Annotated in this window: 11 protein-coding genes and 2 pseudogenes; 6 read left to right on the forward strand and 7 right to left on the reverse strand. The window is 60.0% G+C overall.

Features of this window, described 5'->3' with window-relative positions; genetic code table 11:
• Positions 1-78: 78 nt before the first annotated feature.
• Positions 79-1,007 (forward strand): annotated as a pseudogene (locus tag J2W17_RS25885) (LysR family transcriptional regulator).
• A 133-nt stretch (positions 1,008-1,140) separates the two neighbouring features.
• The gene (locus J2W17_RS25890) at positions 1,141-1,875 is read left to right on the forward strand and encodes an ArsR/SmtB family transcription factor (protein ID WP_307341400.1); all 735 of its coding nucleotides are present in this window, start codon (positions 1,141-1,143) and stop codon (positions 1,873-1,875) included.
• A gap of 127 nt (positions 1,876-2,002) precedes the next feature.
• Here the strand turns inward: J2W17_RS25890 and J2W17_RS25895 are convergent, their stop codons facing one another.
• On the reverse strand, positions 2,003-2,956 hold the full coding sequence (locus J2W17_RS25895; protein ID WP_307341402.1) for an adenosine deaminase: 954 nt from the start codon (positions 2,954-2,956) through the stop codon (positions 2,003-2,005).
• A 350-nt stretch (positions 2,957-3,306) separates the two neighbouring features.
• Here J2W17_RS25895 and J2W17_RS25900 point away from each other — a divergent pair, with 350 nt between their 5' ends.
• Complete coding sequence (locus J2W17_RS25900) at positions 3,307-4,395, forward strand: calcium:proton antiporter (protein WP_307341405.1); 1,089 nt, start codon at positions 3,307-3,309, stop codon at positions 4,393-4,395.
• A gap of 121 nt (positions 4,396-4,516) precedes the next feature.
• Here J2W17_RS25900 and J2W17_RS25905 read toward each other — a convergent pair whose 3' ends face one another.
• The 3 genes from J2W17_RS25905 to J2W17_RS25915 all read right to left on the reverse strand — a co-directional run bounded on the left by J2W17_RS25905 (position 4,517) and on the right by J2W17_RS25915 (position 7,191).
• Positions 4,517-5,875, reverse strand: a complete 1,359-nt coding sequence (locus tag J2W17_RS25905; protein WP_307341408.1) for an 8-oxoguanine deaminase — start codon at positions 5,873-5,875, stop codon at positions 4,517-4,519.
• A gap of 253 nt (positions 5,876-6,128) precedes the next feature.
• On the reverse strand, positions 6,129-6,815 hold the full coding sequence (locus J2W17_RS25910) for an SDR family oxidoreductase (protein WP_307341411.1): 687 nt from the start codon (positions 6,813-6,815) through the stop codon (positions 6,129-6,131).
• Between the two features lie 25 nt (positions 6,816-6,840).
• Complete coding sequence (locus tag J2W17_RS25915; RefSeq protein ID WP_307341437.1) at positions 6,841-7,191, reverse strand: MerR family DNA-binding transcriptional regulator; 351 nt, start codon at positions 7,189-7,191, stop codon at positions 6,841-6,843.
• Between the two features lie 82 nt (positions 7,192-7,273).
• Here J2W17_RS25915 and J2W17_RS25920 point away from each other — a divergent pair.
• A pseudogene (locus J2W17_RS25920) lies at positions 7,274-7,582 on the forward strand (hypothetical protein); the annotation flags it as partial.
• A gap of 461 nt (positions 7,583-8,043) precedes the next feature.
• On the opposite strand, the gene J2W17_RS25925 reads toward J2W17_RS25920, so the two are convergent.
• The 3 genes from J2W17_RS25925 to J2W17_RS25935 all read right to left on the reverse strand — a co-directional run bounded on the left by J2W17_RS25925 (position 8,044) and on the right by J2W17_RS25935 (position 10,297).
• Positions 8,044-8,625, reverse strand: a complete 582-nt coding sequence (locus J2W17_RS25925; RefSeq protein ID WP_307341413.1) for an IMPACT family protein — start codon at positions 8,623-8,625, stop codon at positions 8,044-8,046.
• 7 nt (positions 8,626-8,632) lie between these two features.
• Positions 8,633-9,283: a TetR/AcrR family transcriptional regulator gene (locus J2W17_RS25930; RefSeq protein ID WP_307341416.1), complete on the reverse strand. Its 651-nt coding sequence runs from the start codon at positions 9,281-9,283 to the stop codon at positions 8,633-8,635.
• Between the two features lie 93 nt (positions 9,284-9,376).
• Positions 9,377-10,297: a LysR family transcriptional regulator gene (locus J2W17_RS25935; RefSeq protein WP_307341419.1), complete on the reverse strand. Its 921-nt coding sequence runs from the start codon at positions 10,295-10,297 to the stop codon at positions 9,377-9,379.
• A 139-nt stretch (positions 10,298-10,436) separates the two neighbouring features.
• Here J2W17_RS25935 and J2W17_RS25940 point away from each other — a divergent pair, with 139 nt between their 5' ends.
• Both J2W17_RS25940 and J2W17_RS25945 read left to right on the forward strand, forming a co-directional pair.
• Positions 10,437-11,786: an aspartate aminotransferase family protein gene (locus tag J2W17_RS25940; protein WP_307341422.1), complete on the forward strand. Its 1,350-nt coding sequence runs from the start codon at positions 10,437-10,439 to the stop codon at positions 11,784-11,786.
• A 196-nt stretch (positions 11,787-11,982) separates the two neighbouring features.
• Positions 11,983-13,476, forward strand: coding sequence for a CoA-acylating methylmalonate-semialdehyde dehydrogenase (locus tag J2W17_RS25945; protein ID WP_307341424.1), 1,494 nt, complete (start codon positions 11,983-11,985; stop codon positions 13,474-13,476).
• The last annotated feature ends 298 nt before the right edge of the window (positions 13,477-13,774 follow it).

Genomic DNA, 13,774 nt, shown 5'->3' on the forward strand with positions numbered 1-13,774 from the left:
ATTGGCTATTTCTGCGCAAGATAAAACCCGCTAAAAGAGCAGTCTCTTTCAATATTTTTTTGATAATCGAGGCTGGAAATGCTGCGTTTCGATGATTTGCAATTGTTCGTCCGGGCCGCGGACCTGGGCAGTCTGTCCGCGGCGGCGCGCGGGATGGACCTGTCCGCTGCAGTGGCCAGCGCGGCGTTGAAGCGTATCGAACAGCAACTCGGCGCCCGTTTGCTTGCCCGTTCCACACGCAGCCTGCGCCTGACCGCCGAGGGCGAGGGGTTTCTCGAATACGCCCGGGCGGCGTTGAGCAATCTCGACGAGGGGCGCCGGTTGTTGGCTGGCAGTCAGGATCAGGTCAGTGGGATCCTGCAGCTGTCGGCGCCTTCGGATTTCGGTCGAAACCTGCTGCTGCCTTGGCTCGACGAGTTTCAGCGCGAACATCCCGGACTCACGGTGCGCCTGCTACTGGGGGCCGCATCGCCGACCTGTTCCGCCAACCGGTGGACATTGCCCTCAGGTACGGCGAGCCGGAAGACTCGAGCCTGGTGGCGCTGCCGATCGCCCCGCAGAATCGCCGGGTTCTTTGTGCCGCCCCGAGTTACCTGGCCCGACGGGGTGAGCCACGACAGCTTGAGCAGTTGGCGCAACACAATTGCCTGCTGTTCATGCTCGGCAGCCGGGTCCACGATCACTGGAGTTTTCATGACGGCAAACGCGAGGTCAGCCTGACGGTCAGTGGTGATCGCTTCAGCGATGATGCCGATGTGGTGCGACTGTGGGCGGTCGCAGGTGCCGGAATCGCCTATAAATCCTGGCTCGATGTTGCCGCCGACGTGCTGGCCGGTCGGTTAAAGGTGCTGATGCCGGAGCTGCAGTGTGAGCGCGCACCCCTGAATCTGCTGTGCGCCCATCGCGCGCAATTGAGTAAACCGGTGAACCTGCTGCGGGAAATGCTCGTCAGCCGTTGCGCCAGTTCAAGTAGTCAATTTCCTACGTTCTCGGGCGAAGGTCATTAGTCGCAGGCAAATAGCGAAATTTCCCTCAGGAACTATCACCTTCATCGGGTTCCGCAGGGCAGGATCCAACGGTCAACCCGCTTATACTATGCCATTGAGCAGTAGACGAAACGATTCAACAGGGAGTGAATACATGGAACATGCACCTTGCATCAGCCAGATCGCCACGTTGCTGGCTGACCCAAAGCGCAGCGCAATGATGTGGGCTTTGATGGATGGCACGGCGCGACAATCCGAAGACCTGGCGTTGCTGGCCGGCGTGTCACCGTCTTCAGCCAGTGCACACCTGGGGCGTTTGTCCACCGGTGGTCTGTTGAAAGTCGAAATCCGTGGCCGCAAACGGTTCTTTCGGCTTGCCGCACCCGAAGTCGCTGCTGCGATAGAAGCATTGGCCAGCGCGACGATTGCCAGCACGCCACGGGACATTCCGGATATTTTCAAACGCAATACACTCCTCTCCAGGACTCAGGCAGTGCCTTCACCCTTGTTGCGCGCCAGGCTGTGCAACGATCATCTGGGCGGCACGTTGGCCGCCGACCTGTACCAGCGACTGCTGGATGCGGGCTGGATCGAACAGTTCGATCAGCGGGTCTCGATCACCCACAAGGGCGCCACGCAACTGGCGAAACGCGGAGTGTTCGTCCAGGCGTTGGCAAACACCGCCCACAGAGCCGCCTGTGCATGCCCCGACTGGAGCGAAAGACGTCCGCACATGGGCGGTTCACTGGGCGCGGCGTTGCTGCAACTGTTCATGCAGTCTGGCTGGATGAGTGTGTCCAATGATTCGCCGGCCGTGCAGATCACCGCCGCGGGGCAGCGGGAAATTCATCGTTTTGCCAAGGAAACCGAGTTGCAAGTGGTGCCTTGACGCGAGCGGCGTCGGGGGGCTGTAGGAGCCGGCTTGCTGGCGAAGGCGGCGTCTCAGGCGACATCAAAGTCGACTGTGATGGCCTCTTCGCTGGCAAGCCAGCTCCTACAGGGGATTGCCGTGAACGTTATGGTTTGACCAACCGCGCGTCCAGGCTGTTCTGCGCCAACCGTTTGGCCTGATCCTGGGTCATCCCCAGATCGGTGTACAACGCGTGGAAGTTCTCGGTCACATACCCACCAAAGTACGCCGGGTCATCCGAGTTCACGGTCACTTTCACGCCGCGTTCCAGCATATCGAGAATGTTGTGTTGGGACATGTGGTCGAACACGCACAGCTTGGTGTTCGACAACGGGCACACGGTCAACGGAATCTGTTCGTCGATGATCCGCTGCATCAGACGCTCGTCTTCGATGGCGCGCACACCGTGGTCGATGCGCTGAATCTTCAGCAGGTCCAGCGCCTCCCAGATGTATTCCGGCGGACCTTCTTCACCGGCGTGGGCGACGGTCAGGAAACCTTCGTGGCGGGCCCGGTCGAACACGCGCTGGAACTTGCTCGGCGGGTGACCCATTTCCGAACTGTCCAGGCCAACGGCAACAAATGCATCGCGGAACGGCAGCGCCTGGTCGAGGGTTTTCTCGGCTTGTTCTTCGCTCAAGTGGCGCAGGAAGCTCAGGATCAAGCCGCTGGTAATGCCCAGTTGCTGCTCGCCATCCTTGAGTGCGCTGGCGATGCCGTTGAGCACCACCTCGAACGGCACGCCACGGTCGGTGTGGGTCTGTGGGTCGAAGAACGGCTCGGTGTGAATGACGTTCTGCGCCTTGCACTTCAACAGATAGGCCCAGGTCAGGTCGTAGAAATCCTGGGAAGTGCGCAACACGTCGGCGCCCTGGTAATACAGGTCGAGAAACTCTTGCAGATTGTTGAAGGCGTACGCCTTGCGCAGGGTCTCGACATCGCTCCATGGCAGGGCGATTTTGTTGCGTTCGGCGAGGGCGAACAGCAGCTCAGGCTCCAGCGAGCCTTCCAGGTGCAAGTGCAATTCTGCCTTGGGCAGGGCGTTGAGCCAGTCGTACATAGTCTTTTCTCATCAGGTGCAGATGGCGGGCATTCTACAGGTGCTCGTGGAAACAATTGGCAAAACCTGACCAGGCGGTTCATCACGCTGCCGCCTGTTTACGCCGATAGGCGCTGGTATCGGCGACGCACGAACCCCGTGATAGCCATCGCAGGCAGGCCCCACCCACAACCATAGCGCAGTCCCTGTGGGAGCGCGCTTGCCCGCGAAGAGGCCCGAAAGGCCAACAAAAGTGCAGGACCCGGCGCGGTTGCCTGTCACGGGTGCGCTAAGGTGTAACGAAACGTTAGCGCCGCCCCACAGTCAGTAGCTCACCACACTGTTTTCGCCTCACCGGCAAAAGGCCTGCAATGCTCACATTCCTCAAGCAAGAAAAGTTTCTGCTGCTGGCCCTGGTCGCCGCCTTCGTCGCCTATCCACTGGAGCACTGGATGTTGCACAACGGCCAGCCCATCGCGCTGACCGCCGGCCTGGTGCTGGTCGCGTTCATTGTCGTCGCTTCCATGCGCGTCGCCCATCACGCCGAACTGCTCGCCGAAAAAGTCGGTGACCCCTATGGCACGATGATCCTGACCCTGGCCGCGGTACTGGTGGAAGTGGTGATCCTGGCGATCATGATGAGCAATGAAGCATCGCCGACCCTGGTGCGCGACACGATCTATTCAGCGGTGATGCTCGACATCAACGGCATCCTCGGCCTGGCCGCGTTGATGGGCGGGATCAAGCATGGCGAACAGTCCTATAACGATGACTCGGCGCGCAGCTACAGTGTGATGATCCTCACCGCCATGGGCGTGTCCATGGTGGTGCCGGAGTTCATTCCCGAGGCGAACTGGAAACTCTATTCAGCGTTCACCATCGGCGCGATGGTCGTGCTCTACACCCTGTTCCTGCGCATGCAGGTCGGGCCGCACAGCTATTTCTTCAGCTACAGCTATCCGGAAAAACGTCGCAAGAAGGAACCCGCCGCAGAGCCGGAGCCGATCAACCTGGCAGTGAGCATCGGGACGCTGGTATTCGGTGTGGTAGTGATCGGCGCACTGGCCGAAGTCATGTCCAAGACCCTCGACCTGGGGCTGGAGGGTTCCGGTGCACCGCCAGTGATGACGGCGATCCTGGTGGCGGCGATTTCCGCGGCCCCGGAAATTCTGACGGCCTTGCGCGCGGCGCTGGCCAACCGCATGCAGTCGGTGGTCAACATCGCCATGGGCGCGTCGCTGTCGACGGTGATCCTGACGGTGCCGGTAATGGAAGCGATGGCGCTCTACACGGGCCAGCCATTCCAGATGGCGATGACCCCGGTGCAGACCGTGATGATCTTCCTCACCCTGATCGTCAGCGCGATCAATCTCAACGATGGCGAAACCAATGCCATCGAAGGGATGACCCACTTCGTGTTGTTTGCGACCTTCATCATGTTGTCGCTGCTGGGCCTCTGAACACATAACTCATGTGGGAGCGAGCCTGCTCGCGAAGGCGGCGGATCAGTCAACATTGATGTTGGATGTTAGTCCGCCTTCGCGAGCAGGCTCGCTCCCACAGTTTTTGATCGGGGTTGTGTCAGACGCCCGCAATCAACTGCCGCGCCGCCTGACTGTGATCGGCGATTAAACCTTTCAGATCCAACCCCTCAACCTGCCCATCAATCACCCGCCACTTGCCACCAATCATCACCCGATCTGCCCGATCCGCGCCGCACAGCAACAACGCGGACACCGGATCATGACTGCCGGAGAAGCGCAGTTCATCGAGCTTGAACAACGCCAGATCCGCCTGCTTGCCCACCGCCAGTTCACCGATGTCCGTACGCCCGAGCAACTGCGCCGAGCCCTTGGTGGCCCATCCCAGCACCAACTGCGGGGTGATCTTTTCCGCGCCGTAACGCAGCCGCTGGATGTACAGCGCCTGACGGGTTTCGAGCATCATGTTCGAGGCATCGTTGGAGGCCGAACCGTCCACGCCCAGGCCGAGCAAGGCTCCGGCCTCGGTCAGGTCCAGGGTCGGGCAGATGCCGGAAGCCAGGCGCATGTTCGAACTCGGGCAATGGCAAATCCCGGTACCCGCCGCGCCAAGCCGGGCGATTTCATCCGGGTTGAAATGGATACCGTGGGCCAGCCAGGTACGCGGGCCGAGCCAGCCGACGCTGTCCAGATAATCCACGGTGCGCAGGCCGAAACGCTGCAGGCAGAAGTCTTCTTCGTCGAGGGTTTCCGCCAGGTGGGTGTGCAGGCGAACATCGAGTGTATTTGCCAGGTCCGCACTGGCCGACATGATTTGCGGCGTTACCGAAAACGGCGAGCAGGGCGCCAGCGCGATCTGGATGTGCGCGCCGTCACCCCGTTCGTGGTACTCGGCGATCAGGCGCTGGCTGTCGGCCAGGATCACTTCGCCTTCCTGCACGGTCTGCTGCGGTGGCAGGCCGCCGTCCTTTTCGCCGAGGCTCATCGAGCCGCGAGTGAGCATGGCGCGCATACCCAGTTCGCGAACGCTCTCGACTTGCACATCGATTGCATTTTCCAGGCCTTGGGGAAACAGGTAATGGTGATCGGCAGCGGTGGTGCAGCCGGACAGCAGCAGCTCGGCCAACGCGACTTTACTGGCGAGGGCGAGTTTTTCAGGGGTGAGGCGTGCCCAGACCGGGTACAGGGTTTTCAGCCACGGGAACAACGGCTGATTGACCACCGGCGCCCAGGCGCGGGTCAGGGTTTGATAGAAGTGGTGATGGGTGTTGATCAATCCCGGCAGGATCACATGCTCCCGGGCATCGAACACTTGTCCACAGGGCGTGGAAGGTTGCTGGCCGGCAGTGAGCACTTCGACGATCAATCCGTCTTGCAGCACCAGGCCGCCACGGGCATCGAGGTCATTGGCCGTGAAGATCGCGAGGGGGTTTTTTAACCAGGTACGGGTCGCAGGCATAGTGGCCGGCTCCTCTGAAAGTTGGGTTCAGGGTTGCCAGCTCAGTGTTGCCCTGTCTGCTGATCCAGGGTCGCCGCGGGGGACGAGGTGCGCAGTTTCGAACAAAACGGCGTCGCGGGCAAGCCCGACCAGACCAGGCGATGAAGCCCTCCCCTGTAGGAGCTGGCTTGCCAGCGAAGGTGTGTCAGCTACATAAATGTCGACTGACCCACCGCTTTCGCTGGCAAGCCAGCTCCTACAGGGGGACCGGTGTTTACCAGGGAATGGTTTCACCCCGGTAATTCACAAAATGATGACCGCCCTTGCCGGTGTACGCGTTGACCTGGTCAATCAAGCCGCGAGTGCTGGTGTCGACATCGATGTCAGCGTTTTCACCGCCCATGTCAGTTTTCACCCAACCCGGATGCAGCGACAACACCGTGAGTTTCTGCTCGCCCAGCTGCGTCACGAAACTGTTGGTCATGGAGTTCAGCGCCGCCTTGCTCGCCTTGTACAACGCCAGTTCCGGCGAGTCAGGCATGGTTACGCTGCCCAGCACCGAACTCATGAATGCCAGCACGCCGGTCTCTGGACGAATCTGCCCGGCGAAGCGCTGGGCCAGATTGATCGGGGCCACGGCATTAGTGAAGAACAGCTGGCCGACTTCGGCCAGCGTCGCGCCACCGGGTGTTTGAACGTCCGGCCCCTTGACCCCGGCATTGACGAACAACAGGTCGAACACTTCATTCTTGAGCTGTTGGCTCAGGGCGATCACCGCCTGCTGATCGTCCATGTCGAGTTTTTCGATCCGCACCGCGCCCAACGCCTGCAAGGCTTCCGCGTTCTGCGGGTTGCGCACGGTGGCGATGACTTGCCAGCCATCCGCCAGCAGGGTTTTCACCAGACCGAGGCCCAGGCCCCTGGAAGCACCGATGATGAGTGCGGTTTTTGCCGTAGACATGAGTGGTTTCCTTGGTAAATGAAGATCACGGATTCAAAGGACAATGCTGCCCGATACGTTGCTGCAACTCATGGCGCAACACATCGAGTTCGGCCATGCGGGTTTCGATTAGCTTGAGCTTGTCTTGCAGCAGTTGCGTGACGGCGCGGGCCGGATCGGGCGACCGCCACAAGGCGGCGACGCTGTGGCCGATTTCACCCAGGGTAAAGCACAGTCGTTGAGCGGTCTTGATGTACAGCACCAGTTGCACCATGTCCGCCGGGTAATCGCGATACCCGTTGGCGCTGCGGTGCGCCGAGATCAAGCCGCGCTGCTCGTAGAAGCGCAGCGTGTCGCGGCTGATGGCGCTGGCCTGGGCTAATTCACCGATGCGCATCATGACATCTCGAGGGGGCTCGACCCTGGAGCATACTCCAGGCTTTAGCCTTGTTGCTCCCTGAATTTATGGAGCAATGCCGATGTGGACTTCAACGCAATATCGTCAACGGGTGCGCGGCAGTGCGTGGTATGACCTGATCGTCACGGCGGCGTTCGTCACACCCTGGAGTTTCGCGGCGTTGCATGGGCTGCTGTCGGGTTTGAGCCAGGCGTTGGATCTGCCCGGATCGCTGCCGCCGTTCGCGCCGATGCACATGCTGATGGCGAATCTGTTGGGGTCGATCGTGTGCGTGTGGGCGGTGCTGCGGATTCGTGATCCACAACAGGTGTACGGACGGTATGACGCGGTGGGGCGATACCTGTTTGCCACTTGGCAGCTTTATGCCCTCTCCATGTCGACCCAGCCCGGGCACTACTAAAGGGTAAAGCCCCTGATCGAGCTCTTGGTTTGCCTGGCGCTCTGATCAAAAAACGAGCAGCCGCAACCAGCCCATGCCGGATGTGGGACGGCGACAGTCATGAACGGGTTATCCACAGATTGTTCCACAGTATTTGTGCGCAAGCTCCCGGCTCGGGCATAAGCAAAGTGCGGCTATGTCCTAAAGGTGATAAACCACGCTAACTATTTGTTTTTACGTGGATTTAGCTTTTTTGATGGCACATTGGACGAAAAATGCACAAAGGCCGCAAAGCCGCATGACAGAAGGGTTACAGCCGGATGTGCTCAGGTTATCCACAGGCGGGTGCACAGCCGATGTGAGTAGAAAAGGCACCGGCGCAGATTCTGATGCAGCTACGATTGCTGCAGGATAACAATGGTGAGCGGCCGCTGGCTGCGATCGTTTGGTTTTTAGCGCTGCAGCACAATACGTCCACGGCTTAAACCAGCCAGCAGCGTTTGAAGGGGATCGATCTGTGCTTCGCCAATCGCCAATTGCAGTTCCACGCCATTGGCCGTGAAGGCCTCTTCCACGACCAGGCCGCCCAACTCCGCCACCCGTAGTTTCACCAGCGGCAACTCACCGAACCCACACGCACAACTCACCGGCACCCGACTGATCAACTCGACTTTCGGCGCCGCCTGCAGGCACTTGTTGGCGCCGCCGCCGTACGCCCGGGCGAGGCCACCGGTGCCCAGTTGGATACCGCCGTACCAACGGATCACCAGCACCGCGACCTGATCGCAATCCTGGGCCTCGATCGCCGCCAGAATCGGTCGCCCGGCGGTGCCGCCGGGTTCGCCATCGTCGGTGCTGCGGTATTGATCGCCGAGCTTCCACGCCCAGCAGTTGTGCGTTGCATTCAAATCGCTGTGCTGCTCGATAAATGCCTGGGCGTCAGCCGGGCTGCTGATCGGCACGGCAAAGGTGATGAAGCGGCTTTTGCGGATCTCTTCGCGGTATTCGCAAAAACCGCTGAGTGTGAAAGGCATTAGGGACTCAAATGGCAGGTGTGAGGCCGCAGCCCTTGAGGATGATGCGGATCAGGTTGTTGCCGGCATCGTCCATGTCTTGTCTGGTCAGTTTGGTGCGCCCGGTGACACGGCAGATCTGGGTGGCGAAGTCTGCGTAATGCTGGGTGCTGCCCCACAACAGAAAGATCAGGTGCACAGGGTCGATCGGGTCCATTTTACCTGCGTCGATCCACGCCTGGAATACACCCGCTCGACCCTGGAACCAGGCGCGATAGTCCTGGTTGAAATATTCGGTCAGGCATTCGCCGCCGCTGATGACTTCCATCGCGAAGACACGCGAGGCTTGAGGTTGGCGCCGCGAGAACTCCATCTTGGCGCGGATATACCGCGTCAGCGCTTGCGCCGGGTCGTCCTCGGCCGTCAGGGTGTTGAAGGTGCTGTCCCACAGTTCGATGATGTTGCTCAGCACCGCCACGTACAGACCGAGTTTGTTGGTGAAGTAGTAATGCAGGTTCGCTTTGGGCAGCCCGGCATTCAGAGCAATGGTATTCATGCTCGTTCCTTTGAACCCGTGACGGGCAAACTCGTCTTCGGCAGCTTTGATGATGGTCTGTTCATTCTTCTGGCGAATGCGGCTGGCGGGCTTGCCACCGTGGGCGGGGACTTCAAAGGTCATGGGCACTTCCGAACAGGTGGGTGGGGGCAGCCAATGGTTGATAGCGCACCCACAGGCTCCAGACAAGTCCCGGGTGAAAAATCCCGGTACGCTTCAACGCGTCGCCGCCAGGCTCTCCAGAAAGCTCTCCAGCACCAGATGCGGACGGCGTCCCTTGCGTGTGACCGAGGCCAGGCTCAGGTCATAGAACCGCGCTGTCGGTTTCAACGCACGCAAGCGACCTTGTTGCACCCAGAGGCCGGCGTAGTGGTCCGGCAAGTATCCGATGTAACGTCCGGTCAGGATCAGGAAGGCCATGCCTTCGCGGTCGGACGCGCTGGCGGTGCAGTTGAGCGCCTGGTAATGCGCCTGAATCTCGGCCGGTAAACGGAAGGTCGGCGCGATGGCGTCCTGACTGTTGAGGCGCTCGTCGTCCAGTTGTTTATCATCGGCATAAAACAATGGATGACCGACCGCGCAATACAGCAGCGAACGTTCACTGTAGAGCGGCTGATATTCCAGGCCCGACAGCGCACTGGCCTGGGGCACCACGCCGACATGCAAGCGACCGTCGAGTACGCCTTGTTCGACTTCGTTGGGCGCGATCATGCGGATCTGAATCTGCACATCCGGACCCCGTTCCTTCAGTTGCGCCAGGGCGTGGGTGATGCGCATGTGGGGGAGGGTGACCAGGTTGTCCGTCAGCCCGATAGTCAGTTCGCCGCGCAGGTGTTGGTGCAGGCCGTTGACTTCGGTGCGGAAGCTTTCAAGGGCACTTAACAGTTGCAACGCCGACTGGTAGACCTCGCGACCTTCTTCGGTCAGTGAAAACCCGGCACGACCGCGTTGGCACAGACGCAGGCCGAGGCGTTGCTCCAGGTCGCTCATCTGCTGACTGATCGCCGAACGGCCGATCCCCAGTACCGATTCCGCCGCGGAGAAACCGCCGCATTCCACCACACTGCGGAAAATCCGCAGCAGGCGAATATCAAAGTCGCTGACTTGCGCCAGCGGATCGGGGCGACGGCTGCTCATGGTCTAAAGACTCAAAGTTTAGTAGAAGGCTGACTGAACGTTAGAAAAGTTGGATTTCACAGACTTTATCCCCATGGCAACTTAGCTGCAAGAACGCTTTTGATCTCTATGCCGCTTAATGCCCTGCGAGGTTTTGCTCATGAACTTGCCCGAAAACGCCCCGTCTTCCCTGGCCAGCCAGCTCAAGCTGGATGCCCACTGGATGCCTTACACCGCCAACCGCAATTTCCAGCGCGACCCGCGACTGATCGTCGGTGCCGAGGGCAGCTGGCTGATCGATGACAAGGGCCGCAGGGTCTACGATTCGCTGTCCGGTCTGTGGACCTGTGGCGCCGGGCACACTCGCAAGGAAATCCAGGAAGCGGTCGCCAAGCAGCTGGGCACCCTCGATTACTCGCCAGGCTTCCAGTACGGGCACCCGCTGTCGTTCCAGCTGGCAGAGAAAATCACCGACCTGACCCCGGGCAACCTGAATCACGTGTTCTTCACCGACTCGGGTTCCGAGTGCGCCGACACCGCGGTGAAGATGGTTCGCGCTTACTGGCGCCTGAAAGGTCAGGCTACCAAGACCAAAATGATCGGCCGCGCCCGTGGTTATCACGGTGTGAACATCGCCGGCACCAGCCTCGGCGGCGTTAACGGCAACCGCAAAATGTTCGGCCAGGCGATGATGGACGTCGATCACCTGCCGCATACCTTGCTGGCGAGCAACGCTTACTCGCGTGGCATGCCGGAGCAGGGCGGTATCGCACTGGCCGATGAACTGCTGAAGTTGATCGAGTTGCATGACGCTTCCAACATCGCCGCCGTGTTCGTCGAGCCGTTGGCCGGTTCCGCTGGCGTACTGGTTCCGCCACAGGGCTACCTCAAGCGTCTGCGCGAGATTTGTGATCAGCACAACATCCTGTTGGTGTTCGATGAAGTGATCACCGGTTTCGGCCGTACAGGCAAAATGTTCGGTGCCGATACCTTCGGCGTGACCCCGGATCTGATGTGCATCGCCAAGCAAGTCACCAACGGCGCGATCCCGATGGGCGCGGTGATTGCCAGCTCCGAGATCTACCAGACCTTCATGAACCAGGCGACGCCTGAGTACGCGGTGGAATTCCCCCACGGCTACACCTATTCCGCGCACCCGGTGGCTTGCGCCGCGGGCCTGGCAGCGCTCGACCTGCTGCAAAAGGAAAACCTGGTGCAGAGCGTGGCCGAAGTCGCACCGCATTTCGAAAATGCGCTGCACGGCCTGAAGGGTTCGAAGAACATTATCGACATTCGTAACTACGGCCTGGCCGGCGCGATTCAGATCGCACCGCGTGACGGTGATGCCATCGTGCGTCCGTTCGAAGCCGGCATGGCGCTGTGGAAAGCCGGGTTCTACGTACGCTTCGGCGGCGATACCCTGCAGTTCGGCCCAACCTTCAACAGCAAGCCGCAAGACCTTGATCGGCTGTTCGACGCGGTCGGCGAAGCGCTGAACAAAATCGACTGATTCGACACGAACCTCTGTAGGAGCGAGCTTGCTTGCGAAAAAAACGAGAGGGCGCTGCGTTTACCCAGATAGCCCGCGTCATCGTTTAAGTCCATCGTCGGAACGCCGCCCGGAGCAAGCTTGCTCCTACACAACAGCCTCTATATATGGGCGCCCCTTCAATGGGCGCCTGTGGACAACTTTTCTGGAGCCCCGCATGAGCCTTATCCCGCATTTGATCAACGGCGAACTGGTCACTGAAGATGGTCGCACTGCCGACGTGTTCAACCCGTCCACCGGCCAGGCCATCCACAAGCTGCCGTTGGCCAGCCGTGAAACCATTCAGAAAGCCATCGACTCGGCCAAGGCGGCGTTTCCGGCCTGGCGCAATACGCCAGCGGCCAAACGTGCGCAGGTGATGTTCCGTTTCAAGCAACTGCTGGAGCAGAACGAAGCGCGTATCGCGCAACTGATCAGCGAAGAACACGGCAAGACCCTGGAAGATGCTGCCGGTGAATTGAAGCGTGGTATCGAGAACGTCGAGTTCGCGTGCGCGGCGCCGGAAATCCTCAAGGGTGAATACAGCCGCAACGTCGGCCCGAACATCGATGCATGGTCAGACTTCCAGCCGTTGGGCGTGGTGGCCGGTATCACGCCGTTCAACTTCCCGGCCATGGTGCCGCTGTGGATGTATCCACTGGCGATCGTCTGCGGCAACTGCTTCATTCTCAAACCGTCCGAGCGTGATCCAAGCTCGACGCTGCTGATCGCCCAGCTGTTGCTGGAAGCCGGTTTACCTAAAGGCGTGCTGAGCGTAGTGCACGGCGACAAGGCGGCGGTGGATGCGCTGATCGAAGCGCCGGAAGTCAAAGCGCTGAGCTTCGTGGGCTCGACGCCGATTGCCGAATACATCTATGCCGAAGGTACCAAACGCGGCAAGCGCGTCCAAGCGTTGGGCGGGGCGAAGAACCACGCGGTGTTGATGCCGGATGCGGATCTGGATAACGCCGTCAGCGCGCTGATGGGCGCGGCTTACGGTTCCTGCGGTGAGCGTTGCATGGCGATCTCGGTGGCGGTCTGCGTCGGTGACCAGGTGGCGGATGCGTTGGTGGCCAAACTGACGCCGCAGATCAAGGCGCTGAAAATCGGTGCCGGTACCTCGTGCGGTCTGGACATGGGGCCACTGGTTTCCGGTCAGGCTCGTGACAAGGTCAGTGGCTATATAGAAGACGGCGTTTCGGCCGGTGCATCGCTGGTCGTCGATGGTCGTGGCCTGAGCGTGGCCGGTCACGAGGAAGGCTTCTTCCTGGGTGGCTGCCTGTTCGACAACGTCACACCGCAAATGCGCATCTATAAAGAAGAGATCTTTGGCCCGGTGCTGTGTGTTGTGCGCGTCAACAGCCTGGAAGAGGCCATGCAACTGATCAACGATCACGAGTATGGCAACGGCACCTGCATCTTTACCCGTGATGGGGAAGCGGCGCGGCTGTTCTGCGATGAGATCGAAGTCGGTATGGTCGGGGTCAACGTACCTTTGCCGGTGCCGGTGGCCTATCACAGCTTTGGTGGCTGGAAGCGTTCGCTGTTCGGCGACTTGCATGCGTATGGTCCGGATGGCGTGCGTTTCTACACCCGCCGCAAGGCCATTACCCAGCGCTGGCCGCAACGGGCGAGCCATGAGGCGTCGCAATTCGCATTCCCTAGCTTGTAAGTAGAAGGGACGAAGGCCGGCACCTCAGTAGAAGGGGGGCCGGCTTTCGCGTTTTCGGGACTTTTTTGCCTTATATGACAGAATTGTTAAATTAGATGTTGACGGCAGATTCTGGAAGCCTATAATTCGCCCCACTTCCGGCGCAGTCGAAACGGAAAACTCCTTGGTAAACAAAGAGTTACGCAGTTTTCGACAGCGGTTATGCTTCAGTTCATCGAAGCCAGAAGGAGTTGGTCAGGCAGTGTGTTGTCGCCTTATCAACGGTTCGATCTTCTCGGTCGAAAGCGGAGTAAAAGAG

The organism is Pseudomonas lini, assembly GCF_030812475.1.
In the GTDB taxonomy this organism is placed as follows: domain Bacteria; phylum Pseudomonadota; class Gammaproteobacteria; order Pseudomonadales; family Pseudomonadaceae; genus Aquipseudomonas; species Aquipseudomonas lini_A.